25 protein-coding genes and 1 riboswitch are annotated in these 25,643 nt (G+C 30.6%); of the genes, 4 read left to right on the top strand and 21 right to left on the bottom strand.

The window, feature by feature from the left end; genetic code table 11:
* Position 1 precedes the first annotated feature (1 nt).
* From purE to L8U98_RS02255, 3 genes are read right to left on the bottom strand one after another with little or no spacing between them, the layout of a single operon-like run.
* Entirely contained in the window at positions 2 to 496 is a 495-nt protein-coding gene (purE, locus tag L8U98_RS02265) for a 5-(carboxyamino)imidazole ribonucleotide mutase (RefSeq protein ID WP_263663130.1), read from the bottom strand.
* Positions 493 to 1,749: a peptidase U32 family protein gene (locus tag L8U98_RS02260; protein WP_257396754.1), complete on the bottom strand. Its 1,257-nt coding sequence runs from the start codon at positions 1,747 to 1,749 to the stop codon at positions 493 to 495. The genes purE and L8U98_RS02260 overlap by 4 nt, the downstream gene beginning before the upstream one ends.
* The gene (locus L8U98_RS02255) at positions 1,746 to 2,453 is read right to left on the bottom strand and encodes a protein phosphatase CheZ (RefSeq protein ID WP_240379224.1); all 708 of its coding nucleotides are present in this window, start codon (positions 2,451 to 2,453) and stop codon (positions 1,746 to 1,748) included. The genes L8U98_RS02260 and L8U98_RS02255 overlap by 4 nt, the downstream gene beginning before the upstream one ends.
* A gap of 201 nt (positions 2,454 to 2,654) precedes the next feature.
* On the opposite strand from L8U98_RS02255, the gene glnA reads away from it, so the two are divergent.
* On the top strand, positions 2,655 to 4,085 hold the full coding sequence (gene glnA, locus L8U98_RS02250) for a type I glutamate--ammonia ligase (RefSeq protein WP_263708113.1): 1,431 nt from the start codon (positions 2,655 to 2,657) through the stop codon (positions 4,083 to 4,085).
* Positions 4,086 to 4,113: 28 nt separating this feature from the next.
* On the opposite strand, the gene purU is transcribed toward glnA, so the two are convergent.
* The 14 genes from purU to L8U98_RS02180 all read right to left on the bottom strand — a co-directional run bounded on the left by purU (position 4,114) and on the right by L8U98_RS02180 (position 15,977).
* A complete protein-coding gene (gene purU / locus L8U98_RS02245; protein WP_263724802.1) occupies positions 4,114 to 4,941 on the bottom strand; it encodes a formyltetrahydrofolate deformylase in 828 nt (275 codons plus the stop codon).
* The gene (locus L8U98_RS02240) at positions 4,938 to 6,047 is read right to left on the bottom strand and encodes a CCA tRNA nucleotidyltransferase (protein ID WP_263724801.1); all 1,110 of its coding nucleotides are present in this window, start codon (positions 6,045 to 6,047) and stop codon (positions 4,938 to 4,940) included. Before L8U98_RS02240 ends, purU begins: the two co-directional genes overlap by 4 nt.
* Positions 6,016 to 6,456, bottom strand: a complete 441-nt coding sequence (gene ciaD / locus L8U98_RS02235; protein ID WP_263724800.1) for an effector protein CiaD — start codon at positions 6,454 to 6,456, stop codon at positions 6,016 to 6,018. Before ciaD ends, L8U98_RS02240 begins: the two co-directional genes overlap by 32 nt.
* Complete coding sequence (locus tag L8U98_RS02230) at positions 6,453 to 6,701, bottom strand: hypothetical protein (protein WP_087691144.1); 249 nt, start codon at positions 6,699 to 6,701, stop codon at positions 6,453 to 6,455. Before L8U98_RS02230 ends, ciaD begins: the two co-directional genes overlap by 4 nt.
* 61 nt (positions 6,702 to 6,762) lie before the next feature.
* Positions 6,763 to 7,899, bottom strand: coding sequence for an MFS transporter (locus L8U98_RS02225; protein ID WP_263724879.1), 1,137 nt, complete (start codon positions 7,897 to 7,899; stop codon positions 6,763 to 6,765).
* A 38-nt stretch (positions 7,900 to 7,937) separates the two neighbouring features.
* Positions 7,938 to 8,105, bottom strand: coding sequence for a hypothetical protein (locus tag L8U98_RS02220; protein WP_257396760.1), 168 nt, complete (start codon positions 8,103 to 8,105; stop codon positions 7,938 to 7,940).
* Between the two features lie 2 nt (positions 8,106 to 8,107).
* Positions 8,108 to 8,443, bottom strand: coding sequence for a chaperone NapD (locus L8U98_RS02215; RefSeq protein WP_263724799.1), 336 nt, complete (start codon positions 8,441 to 8,443; stop codon positions 8,108 to 8,110).
* Entirely contained in the window at positions 8,430 to 9,356 is a 927-nt protein-coding gene (locus tag L8U98_RS02210; RefSeq protein ID WP_263724798.1) for a WD40 repeat domain-containing protein, read from the bottom strand. The genes L8U98_RS02215 and L8U98_RS02210 overlap by 14 nt, the downstream gene beginning before the upstream one ends.
* Positions 9,357 to 9,360: 4 nt before the next feature.
* A complete protein-coding gene (locus L8U98_RS02205) occupies positions 9,361 to 9,879 on the bottom strand; it encodes a nitrate reductase cytochrome c-type subunit (protein ID WP_263708109.1) in 519 nt (172 codons plus the stop codon).
* Positions 9,869 to 10,660: a quinol dehydrogenase ferredoxin subunit NapH gene (gene napH / locus L8U98_RS02200; protein ID WP_263724797.1), complete on the bottom strand. Its 792-nt coding sequence runs from the start codon at positions 10,658 to 10,660 to the stop codon at positions 9,869 to 9,871. The genes L8U98_RS02205 and napH overlap by 11 nt, the downstream gene beginning before the upstream one ends.
* Complete coding sequence (napG, locus tag L8U98_RS02195) at positions 10,657 to 11,406, bottom strand: ferredoxin-type protein NapG (RefSeq protein ID WP_039618627.1); 750 nt, start codon at positions 11,404 to 11,406, stop codon at positions 10,657 to 10,659. Before napG ends, napH begins: the two co-directional genes overlap by 4 nt.
* Before the next feature lie 2 nt (positions 11,407 to 11,408).
* On the bottom strand, positions 11,409 to 14,183 hold the full coding sequence (gene napA / locus L8U98_RS02190; RefSeq protein ID WP_263724796.1) for a periplasmic nitrate reductase subunit alpha: 2,775 nt from the start codon (positions 14,181 to 14,183) through the stop codon (positions 11,409 to 11,411).
* A 169-nt stretch (positions 14,184 to 14,352) separates the two neighbouring features.
* Entirely contained in the window at positions 14,353 to 15,147 is a 795-nt protein-coding gene (gene flgG, locus L8U98_RS02185; protein ID WP_039626513.1) for a flagellar basal-body rod protein FlgG, read from the bottom strand.
* Between the two features lie 17 nt (positions 15,148 to 15,164).
* The gene (locus L8U98_RS02180; protein ID WP_039668554.1) at positions 15,165 to 15,977 is read right to left on the bottom strand and encodes a flagellar hook-basal body protein; all 813 of its coding nucleotides are present in this window, start codon (positions 15,975 to 15,977) and stop codon (positions 15,165 to 15,167) included.
* Between the two features lie 134 nt (positions 15,978 to 16,111).
* Between L8U98_RS02180 and rpoD the strand changes: the two genes are divergently transcribed.
* A complete protein-coding gene (gene rpoD, locus L8U98_RS02175) occupies positions 16,112 to 17,989 on the top strand; it encodes an RNA polymerase sigma factor RpoD (RefSeq protein WP_263678759.1) in 1,878 nt (625 codons plus the stop codon).
* A 20-nt stretch (positions 17,990 to 18,009) separates the two neighbouring features.
* Here rpoD and L8U98_RS02170 read toward each other — a convergent pair whose 3' ends face one another.
* The gene (locus L8U98_RS02170; protein ID WP_263724795.1) at positions 18,010 to 20,103 is read right to left on the bottom strand and encodes an RNA degradosome polyphosphate kinase; all 2,094 of its coding nucleotides are present in this window, start codon (positions 20,101 to 20,103) and stop codon (positions 18,010 to 18,012) included.
* A gap of 227 nt (positions 20,104 to 20,330) precedes the next feature.
* On the opposite strand from L8U98_RS02170, the gene nrfH reads away from it, so the two are divergent.
* On the top strand, positions 20,331 to 20,825 hold the full coding sequence (gene nrfH / locus L8U98_RS02165; RefSeq protein WP_263663116.1) for a cytochrome c nitrite reductase small subunit: 495 nt from the start codon (positions 20,331 to 20,333) through the stop codon (positions 20,823 to 20,825).
* A gap of 16 nt (positions 20,826 to 20,841) precedes the next feature.
* Positions 20,842 to 22,659, top strand: a complete 1,818-nt coding sequence (locus L8U98_RS02160; RefSeq protein ID WP_263724794.1) for an ammonia-forming cytochrome c nitrite reductase subunit c552 — start codon at positions 20,842 to 20,844, stop codon at positions 22,657 to 22,659.
* A 27-nt stretch (positions 22,660 to 22,686) separates the two neighbouring features.
* On the opposite strand, the gene thiC is transcribed toward L8U98_RS02160, so the two are convergent.
* From thiC to rpe, 3 genes are all read right to left on the bottom strand, one after another.
* The gene (thiC, locus tag L8U98_RS02155) at positions 22,687 to 23,985 is read right to left on the bottom strand and encodes a phosphomethylpyrimidine synthase ThiC (protein WP_263724793.1); all 1,299 of its coding nucleotides are present in this window, start codon (positions 23,983 to 23,985) and stop codon (positions 22,687 to 22,689) included.
* A gap of 44 nt (positions 23,986 to 24,029) precedes the next feature.
* Positions 24,030 to 24,134: riboswitch (TPP riboswitch) on the bottom strand.
* Positions 24,135 to 24,166: 32 nt separating this feature from the next.
* Entirely contained in the window at positions 24,167 to 24,931 is a 765-nt protein-coding gene (locus L8U98_RS02150; RefSeq protein ID WP_257396772.1) for a 3'-5' exonuclease, read from the bottom strand.
* Positions 24,928 to 25,575 (bottom strand): ribulose-phosphate 3-epimerase, encoded by a 648-nt coding sequence (gene rpe, locus L8U98_RS02145; protein ID WP_263724792.1) that lies wholly within the window; start codon positions 25,573 to 25,575, stop codon positions 24,928 to 24,930. The genes L8U98_RS02150 and rpe overlap by 4 nt, the downstream gene beginning before the upstream one ends.
* Between the last annotated feature and the right edge of the window lie 68 nt (positions 25,576 to 25,643).

Genomic DNA, 25,643 nt, shown 5'->3' with positions numbered 1-25,643 from the left:
CTTAAAGAAAAACTTCAATTGTACTAGAATCTTGAATTAATTTTTCTTGTTGTTTTTTTCTATCTTCTAATAATTTTTGCGCTAAGGATTCATCCTCTATAGCTAAAATTTGTACAGCTAAATAAGCTGCATTAATAGCCCCTGCTTTGCCTATAGCCAAAGTTGCTACAGGAATTCCACTTGGCATTTGCACAGTAGAAAATAAAGAGTCCATACTTGCTAAATTACTTCCTGGCATAGGTATGCCTAAAACAGGTTTTGTTGTATGTGCTGCAACAGCTCCTGCTAAATGCGCCGCCATACCTGCTGCTGCAATAAATACTTTTGCACCTTTTTCTTCGGCATTTTTGATGTATTCTTGGGTTCTTTGAGGACTTCTGTGTGCTGAAGTGATTAAAATTTCATATTTAACATCAAATTTTTCCAAAATTCCCAAAGCTTCTTTCACTACATCATAATCACTCTTACTTCCCATCAATATAGAAACAAATTTCATTCAACACTCCTTCTTAAAAAGCTAAATTCTGGAAGCTTAAACGGTAAAGTAATTTCATTTTCATTACCACTATGAATTTCACTAAATTCTTTATTATTTTTGGCCAATAATTGCTTAAAAACTATAAATTTCTTACCATCATTTTCATAGATTAAACCTAGTTTATTTTCTCCTAATTCTATATTAGAATTAACCGGAGCTAAAATTTCATATTCTTTGTTTAATTCTATCTTGCCTTTACATTTAAAAAACTCACCATCTTCACTAATAGCATGCACTTGATGAGTTCCTTCTTCTATGCTTGTATTGTGATTAATAGAATCGGTTTTTTCATAGGCTCTTGAGACTAAATATCCATCCGTAAAACCTCTGTGTTTTAAAGTATGGATTTCTTTTTCATATTTAGCAGCATCAAAAGTGTCTTCCAATACATCTTGCACTGCCATTTTATATGTTCTTGTAGTTAAAGCTACATAATACTCACTTTTTGTTCTTCCTTCTATTTTAAAAGCATGAATACAATTTTCTTGCATGATCTTTTGAATATATGAGCTTAAATTTAAATCTTTAGAATTAAATACATGTGTGCCATTTTCATCTTCTTCTAATCTAAAAAGTGTATTTGTCTCTGGATTTTTCGCATAAAGCTCATAATTAAATCTACAATCATTTGCGCAAGAACCACGATTGCTCATGCGTCCACTTTGTACTGAGCTTATTAAACATCTACCAGAATATGCAAAGCACATAGAGCCATGCACAAAACTTTCAAGCTCGATATCACAATTGTTTTTCAAATCTTTTGCATCTTTTAAACCAAGCTCCCTTGCTATAACAACACGCTTAGCTCCCATGTCTTTATAGACTTGAGCGTCTAAATAGTTTAAAATATTAGCTTGAGTGGATACATGAAGATTGATTTCAGGTGCAAGTTCTTTAACTAAACGCATAGCACCTACAGAAGCTACTATAAAAGCATCAGGTTTCATTTCTTTTAATTTTAAAATATGCCTTTTTAAACCCTCAATTTGTGAACTAAAATGAAAACCATTAATGGTTACATAAATTTTTTTTCCTCTTGTATGAGTATAATCAATAGCCTCTTTAAAAGTTTCATAATTGAAATCTCTAGCAGTTCTTGCTCTTAATGAAAAATTACTCACTCCCGCATAAACAGCATCAGCTCCATAAGCTAACGCTATTTTTAATTTTGTAAAATTTCCCGCAGGAGCTACTATTTCAGGAATAATCATTTTTTGCCTAAACTTGCGATTAATGCCTCAATATCATCATTGCTTACAACATCTGTAGTTGTATCACCTTCAATATGCACAGCCGATCCTACGCGTTTTTCATCATCAATTTTACCTTCAAATAAACTACTCATATATCTACTTAAAGCTCTCATAACATTAATAACACGTTCGATTTTTTGACGGTGAATATCTTGGTATTGCATAGCATCCATTGCCATCATAACCTCATCTTGTCCAGTTTGTAAACAACCCGTGATTTCATCTATAATATTTTTAGCATTATTGTTAGTTTCTATGGCTTCTTTAAAGCTTACAACATTAGGAAATTTTGCATTTAGCTTTTCAAAAATTTCTATATTTTTATTCAGAGCATCACTAATTACACAAAGCTCATTTTCTGAATTTGCAAAGAAATCATTAATAATTTCTAACTTTTCCATCATTTCAGTAGCTTTGATTTCACTATCTCTTGTAACATCATCAAGCTGATGCACAACTTTATGTTCTTTGCTAGGTGGTGGTGGTGGCCATGCCATATCTGCTCTTGCTTTATAATCACCATTAATCATTGCATCAACAATTTGTTTATTTTTTTCCTCATCTTCATACTCTGTTTCAGGCTTTGTTTCTGTTTCTTCTACAGAATCAAGATCTAAATCTTCAGTGCTATTCATTAAAGCATCTAATTCTTCTTGGGTCATTTTTACACCTTTTTAATATAAAAAACTAATGTGAAATTATATTATAAAAAAATATAAACCAATATTAATTTTGTTAATTAATTATATAAATTAATATTTTTTTGTATTTGACCATAAAAAAAATATTAATTTAAACTTAATTTAATAAAAATATACTACAATCTTAAAAAATAAATTAATACCTATTAAAAAGGAGAGAAAATGGGTAAGTTTGTAAATAACATTGGTGAGTTTTTTAGTTATTGTCAAGAACATGAGGTTTTATTTGTTGATTTTAGATTTACTGATATGATAGGTACTTGGCACCATATTACTTACAATATAAAAGCAATTGATGATAAAACTTTTGAAAATGGAATTCCTTTTGATGCAAGCTCTTTACACGGTTGGCAACCTATAGAAAAATCAGATATGATTTTAAAACCTGATGTAGAAAGTGCATTTTTAGATCCATTTACAGCAGATCCTACTATCATAGTAATTTGTGATGTATATGATATTTATAAAGATCAAATGTATGAAAAATGTCCAAGAAGTATTGCCAAAAAAGCAATGCAACACTTAAGTACAAGCAATATCGCCGATACAGCTTATTTTGGTCCTGAAAATGAATTTTTTATTTTTGATAATGTAAAAATAGTTGATTCTTCTCATTGTGCAAAATATGAAGTAGATACTGAAGAAGGTGAATGGAATGATAATAAAGATTTCACAGATAGTTACAATAGCGGACATCGCCCAAGAAATAAAGGTGGGTATTTTCCTGTAAGCCCTATTGATTCTAGTGTAGATATTAGAGCTGAAATGATGCAAGTTTTAGAAAGAGTCGGTTTAAAAACTTTCGTACATCACCATGAAGTAGCACAAGGACAAGCTGAGATTGGTGTAGAATTTGGAAATTTAGTTGAAGCTGCTGATAATATACAAATTTACAAATATGTAGTAAAAATGGTAGCACATTTAAATGGAAAAACAGCAACTTTTATGCCAAAACCACTCTATGGAGATAATGGAAGTGGTATGCATGTACATATGAGTCTTTGGAAAGATGGAGTAAATTTATTCTATGATAAAGAAGGCTATGGAAAATTAAGCGAATGTGCGATTAATTACATCGGTGGAATTTTAGCTAATGCAAGAAGTGTTGCCGCATTTACCAATCCTAGCTCAAATTCCTATAAAAGAATAGTTCCAGGTTTTGAAGCACCTTGCATTTTAACTTATTCTTGTCAAAATCGCTCTGCAAGTTGTCGCGTTCCTTATGGTATTAACGAAAAAAGCGCAAGAGTAGAAATTAGATTTCCTGATAGCACTTCTAATCCTTACCTAGCTTTTACAAGCTTACTTATGGCAGGACTTGATGGTATTAAAAACAAAACCATACCGGTTGGCCCTATGGATGAAAATTTATTTGCACTAACCCTAGATGAGATTAGAGAAAAAGGTATAGAGCAATTACCTCACACTTTAAGAGGATCTTTAGAAGCACTCATTAGAAAAAATGCTTTCTTAAAACCTGTTATGAGTGATGTGTTTATTGATGATTATCAACATATGAAATTTGAAACCCAAGTATGGCCTGTAGAAGCTAGACCAACTGCATATGAGTTTAAAACTTGTTATTCTTGCTAATTTTTGATGCCTTTTTGGCATCAAAAATTTAAAACACTATCGTTTTATTTTCGTGTATAAAAATCCTATCATCAAAGACCAAATCCAAAGCCTTAGAAAAAACATTTTTTTCCACATTACGTCCTGCTTGTTGCATAGCCTGCCAAGAATATTCATGAGTAACTGGTATAACATCTTGAGTGATAATTGGTCCCTCATCTAAGTTATTATTTACAAAATGTGCTGTTGCGCCTATAATCTTCACTCCTCTTTCATAAGCTTGCTTATAAGGATTAGCTCCTATAAATGCAGGTAAAAAAGAATGGTGGATATTAATAATCTTTCCTTCAAAATGCTCCACAAAAGATGGAGACAATATTCTCATATATTTTGCTAAAACAATATAATCAAACTCATATTGTTTTAAACACTCTAGTAGTTTTTCTTCATGCTCTTGCCTACTTAAATCCTGCGCTAAAATAGTATGAAAAGGTATGTTAAATTTATCCACTAAAGGTTTTAATATCTCATAATTTGCAATAACTGCTTTAATATTTGCGTTAAATTCCCCACTAAATTGGCGAATAAGTAATTCACCCAAACAATGAGTTTCTTTGGTAGCTAAAACAATAATATCTTTTTTTCTCTTTGGTGTAATTTCAATTTGTGCATTATCAGGAAGCATGGCTTCAAGCGTTCCTTTAAAAGCTTTTATATCAAGCTCACCTTCTAAATGCGCTCTAAAGAAAAAACGATTTTCTCCAACAAATTCATCATTTTTTATAATGTTGATTCTATATTTAAAAATAACATCTGAAATTCTATAAATCAATCCTTTTTTATCACTACTTGAAATTTTTAAAATATATTCATTCATTTTTGCTCCTTTATATAGTTTTTTAATTCTTGTAATCTTCTTTTTTCAAGCTCAATTCCAAGCTCTTTCCCACTAAATCCTTCCTTTAGTAAATCATTTGCACTAATTTTACTTTTAAAAGCATGATAATATAAATTTAATTTCTTTGCTTGTGCCATACGCTCATTATCCCAAAGTCCAAGCCATTTGCAAAGTGGTATTTTTAAAGCAATTTTAGCTAAATTAAAATCATCAATTTTACCTAAAATAAATTCTTGTTCACATTTTTTTAATAGTTCTTTTTTTAATTTTGTTTTATTGAAAAATTCCTCTTTATTTATATGAAAAAAATTCAAATACAAATATAAATACAAAGCCTCATCATAAATTAATTTTTGACTATGCTCTAAAAGTTTTTCAAATTCTTCATTACAGCTTTGATAAAAAAATATTTTTTCTTCTAACTTTAAAATTTTGAAATACTCATAAGCTTTATTTAGTCTTGAAGTTTTAAAAATTTTATAAAGTTCACTATTAATACGCTCTTTAGATAAATCACTTATATCCATAGTTTGCATTAATTTTAAACTTTCTTTTGCAATTGTTAAATCAAACCTGCATGCAAAAGAAATTCCACGAAGCACTCTTAAGCTATCTTCAACAAAACTTATATCATCAATATGTCTTATAATCTTTGCTTGTAAATCTTGCAAACCATTAAAAAAATCTAAAAACTTAAAATCAAAAATATTTACCATCAATGCATTAATGGTAAAATCCCTTCTTTTAGCTCCTTCTTGTTCATCATTACAAACTTTAACCTCAAAACCTCTATGGCCTGTAGAAATTTTATTTTCATAACGCGCTAGAGCTAAATCAAATTTTTTGTATTTATATACAAAAAAACTTTTTCCTACTCCATTTGCACCAAGTTTTTGCATAAGCTCATCAAAAAGCTTAGGCTCAATATCATAAATTTCTATATCATAATCATCACTAGATAAATCTAAAAAAGAATTCCTTACACAACCACCTACCAAATAAGCTCTTTGTGTGTAAGGTTTAAGTATATTTTTAATTCTTAAAAAATCATGATCATTTTTTAAGTCTATCTTCAATCTTTGCAAGTAAAAACTCTAAAAAAGTAATTGTTATATCTAGTCTTTTTTCTATATGCTCATCTTTAGTATTTTTTAATCCTTCAAATAAAACCAAAATACGCTCTCTGATATTTTTTAAGAAAAATTCTTCATTATTTATAATACTTTCTTCTTTTTCCTCTAAAGCTTCAACCTTAATAGTCATAGCTTGCTTATCATCTTCTTTAACTTTTACTTCTAAATCATCTAATTCTTGGATCAATTCTTGTGCAACCTTACTAATTTCTTCTTTGATTTTTTTCTCTTGAGTATTAACACTTTTTTCTTGAGTAATTTCCTCTACCATAGGAGCAAATTCATCATTTTTACTTTTTTTATTATCTAACTCTGAATTAACTTCACTTATGGCCATTTTTGCTAAATCTTCTATATTCATAGTTTTATTAACCACCTTTTAAATTCATTAATTTCTTCTTCGCTTTTCATATTAACAAAAAAATCAAGCATGTCATAATTTAAATCTTCATGATTAGAGCGCAAACCACTTAAACGCCTTATAGCATCAATAGCATTTTTATTTTGCGGATCTTGCTTTAATATATTTTTATAAATCTCCAAAGCTTCATCTTTTAAACCTTGTGCTTCATAAATAGAGGCTTCTGTTACTGTATATCGCATTATCAACTCACAAAAAATAAAATGTCAAAATTCTAACAAAAAAGACTTTAATTTATTTTAATTTTTACTTAATCACAGGAGCTTTATATGCTAAAAATACAAAAATATTAAGTATTATAGCTACCGTAATAAGCATGATAAAGCCTAAAGTAAAATTTCCAAAACTATCATGGAGCATACCTATAATCCAAGGTGCTTGAGCTGCTATTAAATACCCTATGCCTTGTGACATGGCAGAAAGTTTAGCTGCTATAAAAGAAGTTGAACTTTTTATAGCAATAAACAATAATGAAATTGTAAAAACCCCACTAGATGCAAAACCTAAGAAAATAGCTGCTAACAACAATACTAATTTTACATCACAAAAAAACACCAAAATAAAACTTAAAACATATAAAAAACCCAATGTTATAATAACAAAACCCTTAGCATGAGCTCTTAGTTTTCCTAAAACAATAGGCAATAAAAACGCCACAGGCATACCTATGATTTGAGAAAGCAATAAAACATTAGAACCAAAATCAACTCCAAAACCTTTTTCACTTATCATCACACTAAGCCAAGCAAAAAGACTATAAGATAAAAAACTTTGCAGTCCCATTACAATAGTAACTTTCCAAGCTGTTAAATTCAAAAAAAGATTTATTTTATTGATGTTTTTCTTCTTAGGACGCAATAATCTTTTGTTTTTCAAATGCGGAAAATAAAAAATCAAAGCAATCAAAGCTAAAACAACCCAAAAAAACATAGCTTGAGGCACCTCAAAAATTTTAAGCAAAGGAAGCGATAAAGCCACTCCAGCAATTGAAGATAAACCTATAATTGATCCATATAAACCCATTATTTTATAAGCATTTTTTGCAAATTTTTCTTTTACAAAAGAAGGTAATAAAACATTAGCTATTGCAATGCCTGCCCCAATTAGAAAAACCCCAGAAAATAAACCTATATTACCCCCATAACTTCTAATAAACTCTCCAAAAACAATTAAACACAAAGCAAAAAACAAAGCTTTAATTTGCGAAAAATACGCCACGAAAAAAGATATAAGCCCAAAGGCTATCAAAGGTAAAGTTGTAAGCATTCCTGCTAGGGCTGAATTTATCTTATAATATTCTTGAATGTATTCTATCATAGGACCTATAGAGGTTATAGGTGCTCTTAAATTTAAAGCAAGGGTAATTACAACTAAAATATTAATCTAAAAGAATTTTTTATATGAAATTTGTGTATACATGATTATTTTTGATTTAATATATTTTCAAGGTATTTTTGTTTATCTTGCTTAATATTTTTTTGTTCTATTTGCTTTTGTTGTTTTACTACTTCATTTTCCTTAGAAAAATAAAAATGATCAATAATAAAAACAGAAGAAATGATAAAAATCAAAGGAATCAAAAAAACCATAATCAATACTTTCTAAAGACATTGCCATAGTATTCTATATTATCTTTTTTTAAATTCTCATCAAAAGCATTTGCCCCAAAATTTGCTTTTAAAATTTTTTCTCTTTCTTCGTCTAAATCCTGATAAGAAAAAACCATATTAATACTCACTACCCCATCAAGCTGTTCTAATTGTTTATATGCTTTTAACTCATCATCTAAATTTTCACTTTCTATTACTACTATAATTTTTTCATCCTGAGCTAATTCCACACTACAACAAGGTGTTTTTTGAATTTGTTCTTTGAGTTTTTCTACTTTTTCTTCTTTGGTTAAAATCAACACACTAGAAAGATTCATCTATACTCCAAAATATAATTTTATCTTCATAACCTGCACTAATAAGCTCATGCTCATTTAAAAATATAAGATATTCTAGCAAAAAATCTTTATTTTGGAATTTTTTTATCGTTTTTAAATTTTTAGTATCTATAAGTTCTATGATATTTTTTTCATTATCTCCAAAAACTGCTATTGAGCCATCTTTATTTAAAGCACAAGTATAAATCAAAAAATCTCTTTCTATGTTTTTTTCTTGATCATTTTTCACTATGCCTAATTTTCTATCAGTACTACAGCTTGCAATAATTGTGTTTTTAAAATCAAGTTGATAAATATTATCCTTGTGAATATTCTTATAACTTTTTATTTTTTGCCATTTCTTCACATCAAAAAGCATTAGCTCACCACTTTCAAAACCTGCCACTAATTGAGTTTTAGTTTCATTTAAAACCACATCACTTAAGCTTGAACTAGAAAAAGTAAAATTTTTTACAACGCTTTTTGTTTTTAGATCAAAAAGCTCTATATTAGAACCTAGCAAGGCTAATAAAATAGTATTATCATCTAAAAACAAAGCTTTTTTTGCTCCATCATTAGCTAAATCATAGCTTAAAAGTTGTTTATTTTTATAAACATATAATTTTTTACTTCCAAAATCACCTTCACTTAAAATCAAAATAGCCCCATTTAAGTAATCAATACTATAAATTCTAGGGCTAAGATTTTCTTCGTAAAAATTTTTAATCTTATCCAGCTGAGTGATTTTTTGCATTTTTTTATCTTTAAGGAAATATTGTTTTATTTCTCCATTATCAAGTCCTATAAGCAAACTATTATCAGCAAGCTTTAAAGCGTTTAAATTTGAATCAAGCTTAAGCTCATAACTCAATGCATAAATACTCATTAGTAAGATTAAAAACATTTTTTTCATAATTTTATTTTACACCTTCATTTAAAACATCTAAAAGATTAGATTTTTTCTTTGATTCTTCGCTTTTAAATTTTGCTTCAAAGCTATTTCCTACCAAAGGTTCAGCATCGCTTTGTGGCACATGACATTGTGTACAATTAAATCTTGCATCGCTTATCATATCTTTAGTAGATTTGTTTTTTCTTAAATCAAAATAATGACTACTTGGAAGTGGTGTAGCTCCAACATCTTTAGCAATAGTCTTATCATGACAACTTAAGCAAATATTATTATCCTTAGTAATTGGAAGCATATCCTCTAAAGTGTGCGGGATTAATGGCGGAGCATTTTCAAACGATCTTTCAATCAAAACAGACTCACCAGCCACTGCTTGAGAATATTTTGCATCCAATAATTCTACATTTTCACTTTCTAAACTTGTTTTTCTTAAACCTATATCTTTTGAATCAACACTTTTAACAGCAAGCCCACAAGCACTTATTAAAACAGCTGCTGCTAAGGATAAAAAGATTTTATTTTTCATTTTCTCTCCTTAAATTTATTATACTAAAACCTAAAGCATCATCACCGCAAATATCAATACATTTTCCACATCTTATACACTCACCTGATTTTACATCTTGATTTTCTTTACCTATCATCCAAAGCACTTGTTTTTCGGGGCACACTCCAAGACATTTATAACACTTAGTGCATTTTTGTAAGCTATATCTTACTTTTAACAATGAAAAATGCGAACTTAAAGCCCAAAAAGCCCCTAAAGGACAAAAATGCGAACAAGTAAACCTTGGACTAAAAAATGTATCTATACAAAAAATGATCAAAGCCATAAAAAGCCAAGAAACACCACCGAAAATAATCCCTCTTTGGATTATTCCTATATAAGAAAATTCCTCAAAAACAGGAAAAGAAAAAAGAAAAGAAAAAATCAAAACAAAAGCTAAAACATAATAACGCAAATTTTTATTTACATTAAAAACTCTTGCTTGATTAAAACCTAATTTATTTCTAATAAAATAAGCAAAATCAGTAATGATATTGACAGGACAAACCCAAGCACAAAATGCTCTTCCAGCAAAAATAGCATAAAATAAAAATACTATCAAAGCACCACTTAAAGCCATCAAATCTACTTGCAAACTTGCCAAAGCAAGTTGAATAAATGCAAAAGGATCACTTAGTGGCACCGAAGAAAATAAAACCGAAGAGCTTAAATTTCCTTTTAATATAAAATTAAATACACCAAAAGAAAAAAAAGTTAAAATAGACAATTGCATTACTCTTCTTAAAATAAGATACTTCATAGCAATTCTCCATCGTTAAGATAATCTTTAGCCTTATTTTTATTGAAATTTTTATCTGTGTTTACATCTTGCAAACGCTTTTCATCTTTTTCATCCCAACCTTTGATGTAATTATCCCCAGCTTTTCCTAAAACAAATTCTCTAGGCAAAACTTTAATGGCTGCTTTTTGTGTTATACAGGCTTTTTCACAAATCCCACATCCAACACATACTTCATGATCTACCACAGGTAGTAAAAATGCATGCTTTGCTGTTCTTTCATTGCGTTTTGTTTCAAGTTTTAATGCTTTATCCATTAGAGGACAAGCTCTATAACATGCATCACATTGAATTCCCCAATAAGCAACACAACTTGCACTATCAATTATAGCTATACCCATTTTTGTTTTATAAATTCCATCTTTTTGCTCTAAATATTTATGATCTAGAGCATTTGTAGGACAATCCCTTATACAAGGTATATCCTCACATAACCTGCAAGGATTTTCTCTTGCTACAAAAAAAGGTGTACCATTTTTAGCACTATTTTCTAAATTTGCTAACTTTAAAACATCATAAGGACAGGCTTTTACACAAAGTCCACATCGTATACATTTTGATAAAAATTCTTTTTCATCATCTGCCCCAGGAGGTCTTAAAAAATACTCCTGATTTGAGCTAAATGCTAAACTTGCCAAAAATGCACTTCCGCTTCCTATGCATAAAAGCTTAAAAGCAAAGGCTAAAAATTCTCTTCTATTTTTCATTTTTATGCTTTAGTAATTTTTACGGCGCATTTTTTGAAATCTGTTTGATTAGACAACGGACAAGTTGCATCTAGTGTAACTTTGTTTATATATACATTCTCATCAAACCAAGGCACATACACAAGGCCTTTAGAAGGTTTATTTCTACCACGAAAATCTACTCTAGCTTTTACTTTACCACGACGTGATTCTACCCATACAATATCACCTTGATTAATTTTCATAGCCTTAGCATCATCTTCATTCATATAACAAAGTGCTTCAGGTACTGCACGGAAAAGCTCAGGAACCCTCATGGTCATAGTTCCACTATGCCAATGCTCTAAAACCCTACCAGTACATAACCAGAATGGATATTCTTCGCTTGGTCTTTCAGGTGCTTTCATAAATGGTCTAAAGAAAATTTTTACTTTGTTTTTTAAACTGTATTTTTCTTTAGTTTTTGGAGCTAGTAAATCTCCTTTTGGTAATTCTTTAGCAAAATCACCATAAAACGCAAAGTCTGAATTTGGAGCAGCTTTTTTAGCATAATAGTCAAATTTAGTATTAAATCTCCATTGGGTTTCTTTACCATTTACCACAGGCCATCTTAAACCTCTTACTTTATGATAAGTATCAAAATCAGCTAAATCATGTCCATGACCTAAGCCAAATTTGCGGTATTCTTCCCATAGATATTTTTGTACAAAAAATCCATAACCTTCAAATTCTTTACCGTCACTACCTATAATTTTTCTTTCATCGCCATTAACATCACTATTGTCAAATCCTTTTGCAATAGAATCGTTTGCTTTAAAAGATTTTGCTTCTTTATTAGCAAATAATACATCATATAAAGTATCATCTTCGCTATAACCCATAGCTTTAGCTTCTTCTAAAACACTTGGTAGGGTAAGCTTATCATTTACCTTAGTTTCACCCCAAACTTCTTTTAATTTAAAGCGTTTTGCAAATTCCATGATTTGCCAAGTATCGCTCATAGCTTCACCTACAGGCAATACTTGTTGTTTCCAGTGTTGAGTTCTTCTTTCAGCATTACCATAAGCACCCCATTTTTCATAAATCATAGCACTTGGTAAAATTAAATCTGCCACCTTAGCACTAATTCCTGGGTAACAATCACTCACAACGATAAAATTATCCATTTCTCTAGCCGCTGCTATCCAGTGGTTTGCATTAGCAGTGTTTTGCCAAGGATTATTTACTTGTACCCAAGCAAATTTGATATTTCCATCTTCTAAATCTCTCATGATTTTTAAATACGGAGCACCTGGTTTAGGATTGATTGTTTTTGCAGGAACTTTCCAAATTTTTTCACTAATTTCTCTGTGTTTAGGATTTGCAACTACCATATCAGCAGGCAAACGATGCGAAAAAGTCCCTACTTCTCTTGCAGTTCCACAAGCACTTGGTTGTCCTGTTAATGAAAACGCACCACTTCCTGGCTTAGCTTGTTTACCAAGTAAAAAATGCACCATATAAGCTTGCTCATTTACCCAAGTACCTCTTGTGTGTTGATTAAAGCCCATAGTCCAAAAGCTTACAACTTTTCTATTTTTTTCTATATATAAATTTGCTAATTCTTGAAGTTTTTTCTTAAATTCTTCTATGCTTTCATCTTCATTACCCTTAGCAACTTTAGCAACATAATCAAGTGTATAAGGCTCTAAAGCTTTTTTGAAATCTTCAAATGAAATTTCCCAATGCGCATCAGGAGCATTTTGGTGTTTCATTTCAAATTTATCGCCTGCTTTTACACCCAAATAAGCCAAAGATACTGCTTCTTCTTCATCTACAATAATAGCATTTTGTTTTACTACGGTATCTTTTTCACTTGCTTTAAATTTAGGATGGTTTGGATTATTTCTCATTCCATAACCAATATCAGCATAACCTGTTGTAAAAATACAATGTTTTTCAATAAATTCTTTATCCATAGCTTCAGGATGATTATAAACAATCTCTCTAGCGATATAATTCCAAATAGCTAAATCAGTATTTGGTTTGAAAATGATTTCAGTATCTGCTATATGAGAAGTTCTATTAGAAAAAGTAGATAAATTTACGATTTTAACTTTATCCAAATTACTTAATTTTCTATCACTTACCCTTGACCATAAAATCGGATGCATTTCTGCCATATTTGCACCCCAAGTAATAATAGTATCAGTAAGCTCTATATCATCATAACAACCAGAAGGCTCATCAACCCCAAAAGTTTGCATAAAACCAACAACAGCACTAGCCATACAATGACGTGCATTTGGGTCTATATTGTTGGATCTAAAACCAGCTTTTACTAATTTTGCAGCAGCATATCCTTCTTGTATAGTATATTGACCACTTGCAAAAATTCCAATCCCCTCCACACCTTTTTCTTTGTAGGCTTTTTTGAATTGTTTTTCCATTTCATCAAAAGCTCTTTGCCAAGAAACTTGTTGAAATTTTCCTTTTTTATCAAACTCACCTTTTGCATTTACACGAAGTAAAGGTGTTACTAAGCGATCTTCTCCATACATAATTTTTGCATTAAAATAACCTTTAATACAATTTAATCCACGATTTACCGGAGCTGCTGGGTCTCCTTTTACAGCGACAATTTTACCATCTAAACTTGCAACTAAAATTCCACAGCCTGTACCACAAAATCTACAAACAGCCTTATCCCAACGCCATTTATTCTCAGTATTTGCAAGTACACTACTTGGAACACTAAGACCTGCAACACCACAAGCACTAGCAATAGCGGTATTTTTAATGAAGTCCCTTCTGTTCATTATATCCCTCGTTATTGTTTTATTTATGTATAAAAGAATACATAAATAAAATATTACTATGATTAGTTTAAATTTAAATTATAATAGAGAATATTTTACAAGTATTTATAAATAGGAGTTTTTTAGTATTTTTTAATATTTTTTGCATATTATAAAACGCTAGTTAATTCTAGCGTTTTAATTGATTTACAATTCCAAGCATATCATCGCTTGTAGTAATAGCTTTTGAGCCAGCTTCATAAGCTCTTTGCCCTGTAATAAGATCAGTCATTTCTTCTACAAGCTGAACATTACTAAGCTCTACAAAGCCATGTTTGATTACAGAAAATCCATTCTCTCCAGCTATACCTGCAATAGGCGCTCCACTTGCATCAGTTTCTACTAAAAGATTATCTCCCAAAGCATGCAAGCCCGCTGGATTAATAAAATTTACAAGCTCAATTTGACCTATTTGAGTTTCAGCTGTATTTCCTGGCTGCATAACAGAAACCGTTCCATCACTTGCTACGTTAATAGCTGTAGCATCCTCAGGTATAGTCATTTCCGGCAAAAGTCTATAACCATCTGAATTTACAATATTTCCTTCAGCATCTTTGGTAAATTGACCATTTCTAGTATAAGCTATAGTTCCATCAGGCATTTGAATTTGGAAAAAGCCATTATTACCAGCGATTGCCATATCAAGACCTGAAGTTGATGTTTGTTTTAAACTACCTTCACTAAAAATTTTACTCACAGCTGTCACTCTTGAACCAAGACCCACTTCTATACCACTTGGATGTTTTGTGGTGCTTGAGGTTGAAGTACCTGCGTATTTCATCGTTTGATACATCAAATCTGCAAATTCCGCACGTGATTTTTTATAACCTACTGTATTAACATTTGAAATATTATTTGAAGTTACATCAATTTGTGTTTGTTGTGATACCATCCCTGATGCTGCTGTGTACAATGATCTTAACATTTTATCTATCCTTAGTTTTATTTAGTACTTGCTAATTTATTAATAGCTTCTTGATTTAAATCATCCATATGAGATGTCATAACTTTTTGATACATCTCAACCATTCTATTTGCTTCGATTAATCCTACCATTTCTGTAACTGGATTAACATTTGATCCTTGAGTAAAACCTTGCTTAATGGCATTTGAATTTGGCAAATCTCTAATTTTGTTTAAATTATCGATTTTATACATATTATCGCCATCTTTTTGCAAATCTCTTAAGTCATCAACTTGCGCTACGAATAATCTTGCTATATCTTGATTAGACGCACTGATGATTCCATTTTTATCCACATTAATAAAAGAAGTGGAATTTCCTATGCGTATGCCATCGTTTTCAGGATTGTTAAAATAATCACTGCTTAAAACTCTATACCCTTGACGATTTACCAAATAACCTTCATCATCAAGCTGGAAATTTCCGTCTTGACTCAATCTTACCTCACCATTATTTGTTTTAATTAAATAAAAAGTATCCTCACGAGTAAGAGCTAAATCCAAAGGATTATGCGTCATTTTCATAGAACCTACGCTAAAATTTGTATAGACGTGATTAACTTGTGGAACCCTATCTATAGTTGTATTTACAAATCTTGCAGCATCTCTTGTATGATTTTGTATAGGTAACTCATCTTGAGTTTCTTTAAAAATCCTTTTAAAATCTGCAATAACAACATTATCTCTTTTATAGCCACTTGTATTTACATTTGCTAGGTTATTAGTTACAACATCTAAGCGATTAAACTGCGTAACCATAGCACCGGTGGCTTGATAATACCCATTTTGCATTGTTTTTCCTAACTAAAATCTTAATTTTTCACTAACAAAGCAAAAGCTGTTCCAAAATGTTTTTATTTGTTTTTAATTAATTTTTAGGCATAATATTTAGTTTTACACTCATTACTTAAATACAAGGGGTATCCATGGCTAATGAAACCAATGTTTTAGAAGAACTTTTCAAAGAAAATTCTAAAGATTATATCACATATGAAAAACTTGTCAAGTATTTTGCAAAACTTCCAAATGCAACAAGTGCAAAAAAAATCCGCGATTTAATGGATAAACATAAAGTAGAATTAATTTCTTCAGCTGAAATTGCTAAAAAAAGAAATTTAGAAGAAGCAAAAAAACTACAAGAAGAAAAACAAAAATTACAAGATACGAGTTTAGAAAATGAATTTGATTTAGCCAATGAAAACGATTTGCTTGAATGGAGTAGATCAGACTCTCCTGTTAGAATGTATTTAAGAGAAATGGGACAAATAGCTCTTTTAAACAAGGACGAGGAAGTTGAAATTTCTAAAAAAATTGAGCTAGGTGAAGATATTATTATTGATGCTTTTTGTTCTGTGCCTTATTTGATAGATTTTATACTTGATTATAAAGAACCTTTAATCAATAGAGAAAGAAGAGTAAAAGAGCTTTTTAAAAGCTTTGAAGATGATGATAAAAGTGATGATGATAAAAGTGATGATGAAATAGACTCTGAAGAAGAAAATGAAAACGAGGAAAATGAAAACTCAAGTGAAAAAAAACCTAAAAAAGCAAGTAAAAAAGAAGACGAAAGAACCTTAAAAGTTATAGAAAGTTTTAAGGCCTTAGAAAAAGCAAAAAAAGAATGGTTAAAAACCATATCTACTATTAATGCAGAAAAAAATGATGATGAATTGTTAGATAAACTCATAATTGCTTTTAAGAAAAATATATTAAAAGAAAAACTAATGGATCTAGGTCCAACTTCAAAACTTATCTCTGAAATAGTAAAATCCATGGAAACAGCTTTAAAAAGCGATGAGGAATTTGACAAAGAATTAAAACGCTTAGAATATCGCTTGCCAATGTTTTCAGAAGAATTAAAACAAAGACACCAAGATATCTTAAAAGATATTACAAAACTTAGCAAAGAAGAAATCGCTGAACGCGCACTAGAAACTACGATGGTAAGCACTTATATGGAGATTAAAAAACTCATTCAAACTAAAGAGGCTAGCCAAAATTCTTTTGATTTAGAAAAAGATCAACTAAAAGAAATTCTAGAGCAAATAAAGCGCGGTAAAAAAATCTCAGATGAAGCTAAAACCAGAATGGCAAAATCAAATTTACGCTTGGTTGTAAGCATTGCTAAAAGATATACTAACCGTGGATTACCGTTTTTAGATTTGATCCAAGAAGGCAATATAGGCTTAATGAAAGCGGTAGATAAATTTGAATATAAACGCGGTTATAAATTTTCAACCTATGCAACTTGGTGGATTAGACAAGCCATTTCAAGAGCTATTGCTGATCAAGCAAGAACGATTAGAATTCCTATTCATATGATAGAAACTATTAATCAAATCAATAAAATCATTCGTGAATATTTACAAAAAGAAGGTAAAGAGCCTGATGTAAGCATTATTGCTAAAGAAGTAGGACTTAGCGTAGATAAAGTAAAACAAGTGATTAAAATCACTAAAGAACCAATTTCTCTAGAAGCGCCTATTAGCAATGAAGATGATGGTAAATTTGGAGATTTTGTAGAAGATAGAACTTCAATTTCACCTATGGATCACATTTTAAAAGATGATTTAAAAGAACAAATTGATGAAGTTTTAGATCAGCTTAATGACAGAGAAAAAGCTGTTATTAGAATGCGTTTTGGTTTAATGGATGATGAAAGTGATAGAACCTTAGAAGAAATCGGCAAAGAACTAAATGTCACAAGAGAAAGAGTAAGACAAATAGAAAGCTCGGCCATAAAAAAACTCAAACACCCAAAAGTTGGTAGAAAACTTAAAAATTATATAGAAGGTTGGAAATAATCCTTGCTAAAAAGCAAGGATTAGCTATCCCTAAAAAGCTTCGTTGCTAAATGTGCTGCTCTACTATGATCAGTATCTTTTTTCAAGGTATTAAAAATTCTACTAATATATTCTTCTAAGATTTGTTGAGAATTATTAATTTTTTCTGCTTCATTTAAAGCAATCTTACGATATCTTCCTTCACTGTTTAACTCATAAGCTAAATCATTATCGCTTAATTGTAGTTTTAAAATTTGGGCTAATTTTGCACGCGAATGCTCATCAAAAATAGGAGTCATTAATTCCAGTCTTCTTTCTAAATTTCTTGGCATCCAATCAGCACTTGAAATAAAATAATTTGGCTCAGTGTGTTTAAAATATAAAATTCTGGCATGTTCTAAATATTTTCCAACTATACTTCTAACTTTTATATTTTCACTATACCCTTTTACTCCAGGTCTTAAACAACAAATTCCACGCACAATAAGATCTATTTTAACACCCTTATTTGAAGCCTCATATAAAGCTTTAATCACATCACCATCTACTAAAGCATTCATTTTGGCTATGATTACCCCATCTTTTCCATGACTTGCTTCTGTAGCTATCATATCTAAAATTCGTTCTTTGATTTGCTTTGGACTCATTGATAAAGTCTTTAATCGACGACTTTTGCTATATCCTGAAAGTATATGAAAAAAGGTTGTGGTATCTTGAGAGTATTCTTCTTTAGAAGTAAAATAACTCACATCAGTATAAATTTTAGCTGAACTTGCATTATAATTGCCTGTACTTAAATGATTATAAATTTTTAATTTATCCCCTTCTTTTCTAATCACTTGGGCTACTTTTGCATGCACTTTAAAACCAGTGATTCCATACACTACATGAGCCCCTGCATTTTCTAATGATTTTGCCCAGTGCAAATTATTTTCCTCATCAAAGCGTGCTTTTAATTCCACCATTACTGTAACTTGCTTGCCATCACTGGCTGCATCAATTAAAGCTTGGACTATGTTTGAATTTTTTTCTACCCTATAGAGAGTCATTCTTATAGAAACAACCTTAGGATCTTTACTTGCTTCTTTGATAAATTGATACACAGGCTCAAAACTTTCATAAGGCTGTATAGCCAATATATCTTGTTTGTCAATTGCACTAAAAATAGATACATTATCTCCAAAAGGTGGTAAAATCTTTGGTGTATACACAGGGTTTAATAAATGTGTAAATTCTTTATTAGAAATGATTTGCCACAGTGATGGTAAATTTAAAAGTATGCTGTATTCATAAATGTCTTTATGAAAAATATTCATATGAGAACTTAAAAATTCAATCAACTGCTCATCTGCGCCTTTTTCTATTTGCAAGCGTATAAAAGCACCTTTTCTACGAAGCTTTAAACCCTGCTCCAAAATCAACATAAAATCATCAGCTTCTTCTTCTTCTATCTCCATATCTGCATTTCTAGTTACCCTAAAAGCAGCAGATGATAAAAGCTTATAACCAGGAAAAATATGTTCAGTATGATGGCGTACTATACTTTCTATAGGCACATAAATATTCGAACTTACTTGATAAAATCTTGGTAAAACCCTAGGTATACGTATCATACCAAATTTTAAAAGTTCAGGATGCATAGGATCACAAAGCTTTACCGCCAAAGAAAATGAAAGATTATTTAAATGCGGAAAAGGATGGGTTGCATCAACCGCAATAGGCACTATTACAGGAAAAATATTAGAGAAAAAATGCTCATTACATTGTTGTTTTAAATCCTCATCAAGTTCTTCATATAAACGAATAAACAAATTTTCTTTTTCTAAATCTTGAGTTATTTTAGTAAAATACTGCTCTACTACATATTTTTCTTCATGTAAATAATTTCTAATGGCTTTAAGCTGTGCAAGTGGTGTCATTTCATCATTACTTGCTGTGCTTATTCCTGCTACAAAGAGCTGTTTTAATCCTGCCACTCTTATCATATAAAACTCATCTAAATTTGTACAATATATAGCTATAAATTTAAGTTTTTCAAGCAAAGGAAGATCTTTAGAACATTGATCTAAAACACGGGAGTTAAATGCAAGCCAAGAAAGTTCTCTATTAATATACATTGATGGTTGAATTTGCATAATACACCTGCCTTATTTTCTAGTATGTAATATTTTAGTATTTCTTTTATTAAATTTTATTTTATTTTTATAATAGTAAATAAATTTATATAAAAAAATAATACTTTTTTTATCTTATTAAAAAAATTATAAATAAATAATAAATTTATATTTACTTTTTAAGATTTTATAGATAATATAATTATACTTAAGTTCTTGCAACTTAAACTTCATTCAAAGGAGAGACTTTGAAAAAAGCAAACTCAAAACTTTTTGCTGTTTTCCTCTTCTTGCTTGTAATTTTAGCAGGAGTTGGAATGTATACTTTCCATAATGCTAAAGGCACTTCTTATTTTAGCGATGCTAGTGAAAGCTGTAATAATTGTCATATTATGAACGAAGTTTATAATGATTATTTAAAAGCTTCACACTCTAAAGAAGTTGATGGTAAACCAAGAGCAACCTGTAATGATTGTCATTTACCACATAGCTTTTTTGAAAAATGGATTGCTAAAGCTCAAAGTGGTTTAGGACATGCTTATGCATTTACTTTTAAACTTGATTCTTTACCTACACATTTAAGTGCAAATACAAAAAGTAAAGAAATAGTCCAAAATAACTGCATAGAATGTCATAAAGAAATTGCGAGCAACACTATCAACCCTACTCTAGATCCACATAAAGATAATTCCTTAAGTTGTGTATCTTGTCACCAAGGTGTTGGCCATAAGAGAGGATTTTAAATGAAAGGAGTAATTAATGAATAATAAAGGCATTTTATATAGTGCTATAAGTGCTACTATAGTAGCTATTGCGGGCGTATTGTGGTTAAATCAAGATATCACAGCTAAAACAAATGATTCAGTAGGTGGAATCATTTCTCAAGAAATTGTAAAACTTGGCGATGAAAACCCTACTTTTGATTATTGGGGAAAGAATTTTCCTGATTATTTAGATATGCATACAGCAGTGGAAAAACAAGCACCTAATGCAACAGAATTTGGTGGAAATTTAGCTTATTCAAAACTAATCCGCTATCCACAACTTACTATTCTTTGGGCGGGTTATCCATTTAGCATTGATGCTAATGAAGAAAGAGGACACTTTTGGGTTCAAGTAGATCAAATGGATACAGCTAGAAATAACAAAGATTTCTTAAATGCACATGGCTTTGCAGGATTTGGTGGTCAACCAACAGCTTGTATGAATTGCCATAGCGGATGGACTCCTTGGCTTTTAAACAACACTGCAAAAGGTGATTGGGTGGCATTTAACTCTGCAAAATATTGGACTATGATTAAAACAGTTCCTGCGGTAAATGGAGCTAAAGAAAACTCGCCTGAGCACAGTGGACCTCATGGTGGAAAAAGAATGGGTGTAACATGTGCAGATTGTCACAACCCAACAGATATGAGTTTAAGACTTACAAGACCAGCTTTAATTAATGCATTAATTTCAAGAGGCTATGAGGCAGATGAAAAACAAGGCATTAAAGCTTCAAGAAGCGAGATGAGAACTTTAGTATGCTCTCAATGTCATGTTGAATATTATTTCAAACCAACAGGTACTAAAGTAAAAACTATCGGTGAAAGTATTGCTAATGATAGTTCTAAAAAATGGTGGAATGGTACACAAAAAACTTATGATGAGTTTGATTCTTGGAGAGATGGAAATAAACCAATTGAAATTGAGGTTGATGGTATAGAGTTAACCTATCCATGGAGTGAGTGGAAAAAAGGTGAGCCATTTAGAATAGAAATGTTTGATGATTATTATGAAAAAAATAGAAAAAATTTCCCAAGTGATTGGGTTCATAAAATCACTAAAGCACCTATGTTGAAAATTCAACACCCAGAAAGCGAGCTTTATAGTGGTGGAGTACATGCTGCAAATGGTGTAAGTTGCGCAGATTGTCACATGCCTTATATTAGAAAAGGTGCAAAAAAAGTTACCAACCATAACATCACCTCGCCTTTAGTTGATATTAATTCAGCTTGTAAAACTTGCCATACTCAAAGCGAAAGCTATCTAGCTAAACAAGTAAAAGATATTCAAAATTCAGTAGCTCATGATTTAAGAACAGCTGAATATTCTTTAGTAAGCTTGATTAAAGACGTAGAAACTATTCGTGCAGAGCTTGGAAAAATGCCTAAATTCCAAACTAATGGCAAAGCAGATGATGCTAAAATTTCAGCTGAATTAAAAGAAGTATTAGAACTGCATAGAAAATCTCAAGTAAGAGCAGACTTTGTAGGTGCTGAAAACTCAACAGGATTCCATAATCCTAGAGAAGCTTCAAGAATGCTTTTACAATCAGTTGATATGTCAAGACAAGGACAAACTAAATTAGTAGAAATTGCGGCCAAAAATGGTATTAAAGATTTCAAAACTTCAAATTTAGGTTTTGAAGATATTCAAAAATTAAATCCAGGTGAAATTCACTATAAAGTAGATCTAAATGGCAACAAAGCAGGAGATCGCTACTATAAACACCAAGAAGTAAATGGTAATCCACCAGCAAAACTTCTTGAAGATGATAAAAATCTAAAACCTTATAATTATAAAGTAATAGATTAATCAAACTAAACCCTCATAATCGAGGGTTTATTCTTTTATCAAACTTACATCCTCACCTTTTAAAATTTTATTCATAGTGTTCATAGCACACATTTTTCCACACATTGAACAAGAATTAAGTTCCTCAGGCTTTCTTTCATTAAACATTTTCTTAGCCTTTTCTCCATCAATTGCCAATTTAAACATTTTTTCCCAATCAATATCTTGTCTAGCTTTACTCATTTCATCATCTATTTTTCTTTCTTTAGGAAGTTTGGCTATATCTCCTGCATGAGCTGCTATTTTAGTCGCTACTATACCATCTCTTACATCTTCTAAATTTGGAAGTCTTAAATGCTCAGCAGGGGTTACATAGCAAAGTATATCAGCACCAGCTGCTGCTGCAACTGCTCCACCGATCGCTCCACTTATATGATCATATCCTGCGCCTATATCAGTAACCAAAGGCCCTAAGACATAAAAAGGCGCGCCGTTGCAAATTCTTTTTTCAAGTTGCATATTAGCTTCTATTTCATTAATAGCCATATGGCCAGGTCCTTCTATCATCACTTGTACATCTTGAGCCCATGCTCTTTTAGTTAATAACGAAAGTTCAATAAGTTCAGCAATTTGAGCTCCATCGCTTGCATCATGAGTACAACCGGGTCTTAGCGCATCACCCAAAGAAAGTGTCACATCAAATTCCTTACATATAGCGAGTAAATCATCATAATATTCATAGAATGGATTTTCAGCATCATTCATTTGCATCCAAGCATAAAGAACTGAACCTCCTCTTGAAACTATATTAGTAATCCTATCACACTCTTTAAAAACCCTAGCAGCACGAGAATTTATCCCTGCATGAATTGTCATAAAATCCACTCCACTTTTAGCGTGATGATATACTACATCTAAAAAATCTTTTGCCTTAATATCTTTTAAATCTTTTTCTAAAAATCCAACCGCATCATAAACAGGCACAGTGCCTATCATAGCTTTTGAAGTAGCAATTAACTCATCTCTAAAACGACTAGTTTTACCATAATTACTAAGATCCATAATAGCTTCTATATTAAATTTATGAGCCAATTCTACTTTTTTCACTTCTTCACTATAATCTACACAATCATTTGAAACACCTAAATTTACATTTACCTTTGTTTTAAGTCCATAGCCAATACCATTTGGGTCTAGTGCTTTATGGTTGATATTTGCAGGAATGATAATTTTTCCACATGCTATATTTTCAAGCAAAAAATCTTCACTTACTTGCTCTTTTTGTGCAACAATTTGCATTTGTTTTGTAAAAATTCCTTCTTTTGCATAAGACATTTGAGTTTTCATTTAAATTTATCCTTAAAATAAAATTTGGATAAATGAAGGGTATGTGAGTAGTTGATAAATTATCCCAACGCTAGCATTACCTAGTTCTGGTGCGGTCTAAGCTTTTAGCTTACTCTCAGCCTGTATCACAAGCTCCCGTCATTTATGCAAAGTAAGTATAACAATAAATACAAAACAAAGTTTATTTTTTTATTTGATTTTTAGCTTGCTTGCTAAAATGTAACAATTCTTCAGTAGTTTTAATGTAAAAAGGAATTTTTTTAAGACAGTATTTTAAAATTTCACTTGCAGCCAAAGCATCACTTAAGGCTCTATGATGCTTACTTTCAATGCACAAAAACTCTTTTAGCGCATCAAGACCGTATTTTGGACTTTCAATACACTTTTTAGCTAAATCAATAGTGCATAATCTTCTATTTAAAAGTACCCCAAAATCATTTTCATACATAGCTTTAGATATAAAATGATAATCAAAACGCACATTGTGTGCTACAAAAATACTATCTTTTAAAAACAATTTAAAATCATTTAACACAGTTTTTAAAGAAGGTGCATTTTCTACCATATCCAAACTAATCCCAGTTAATTCTGTAATATTTTCAGGTATGCTTTCTACTTTTATAAAACTCTCAAATCTATCAATTTCTTTATAATTTTGAATTTTAACCGCACCTATTTCTAAAATTTGACCACTTTTTATCCCACCAGTGCTTTCAATATCTACTACACAAAAAATCTCATCTTTTATTTTTGTATTTTTACTTTTTAAGCACAAGCAATTTTGCGCATTAAGCTCCACTCCTAGTCCTAAAAGCTCAAAAATATATAAATCAAAGTCATAATGATTTAATTCTTCTATTTTTGCAAGTTCTTTTAAAACCCAAGGAAAAGGTTTGTTTTCTTTACTTAGCTTGATGATTAAATCATCGATTTGTTGTTGACTCAAAATTCAAGCTTTAAAGAATTAATTGCTGTTTTTTTATCTTGTGAGGAAAAGATATAACTACCTGCGACTAAAATATCAGCTCCTGCTTCATCTAAATCAGGCGCATTTAAACCATTTACCCCACCATCTACTTCTATAAAAACTTTAAGATTTTTCCTATCTATCATTTCTCTTAACTGTCTAATTTTATCATACACTAAAGGTAAAAAATTTTGCCCGCCAAAGCCTGGATTAACACTCATTAAAAGCACCATATCTACAAATTCTAAAATATGCTCTATATTTGAAACTGGAGCATGTGGATTTAAAACAATAGCAGGATGAATACTATTTTTTCTTATATACTCACACACCCTAATAGGATGATTTTCAGCTTCCAAATGAAAACTAATAAATTTTGGTTTTACTGGAATAAATAAATCTACAAAACTACTAACATTATGCACCATTAAATGCACATCTAAAGGCACTGGAGTAATTTTTGAAATATTTTCAATCACACAAGGACCAAAAGTAAGATTTGGTACAAAATGCCCATCCATCACATCAATGTGCAACAAATCAGCCCCTGCTTCACACACATCTTTAATCTCATTTTCCAAATTTAAAAAATTTGCAGACAATAAACTTGGCGCTACATACATTTTATATCTCCAATAAAAGTAAAAAATAATTTTATCATACTTATTATCAAATTTTCTTTATGTATTTT

The sequence above is a fragment of the Campylobacter sp. RKI_CA19_01128 genome, assembly GCF_025771175.1.
GTDB lineage: Bacteria > Campylobacterota > Campylobacteria > Campylobacterales > Campylobacteraceae > Campylobacter_D.
Note: the sequence above shows the minus strand (reverse complement) of the source record. Positions and strands in the feature narration are given on the sequence as shown.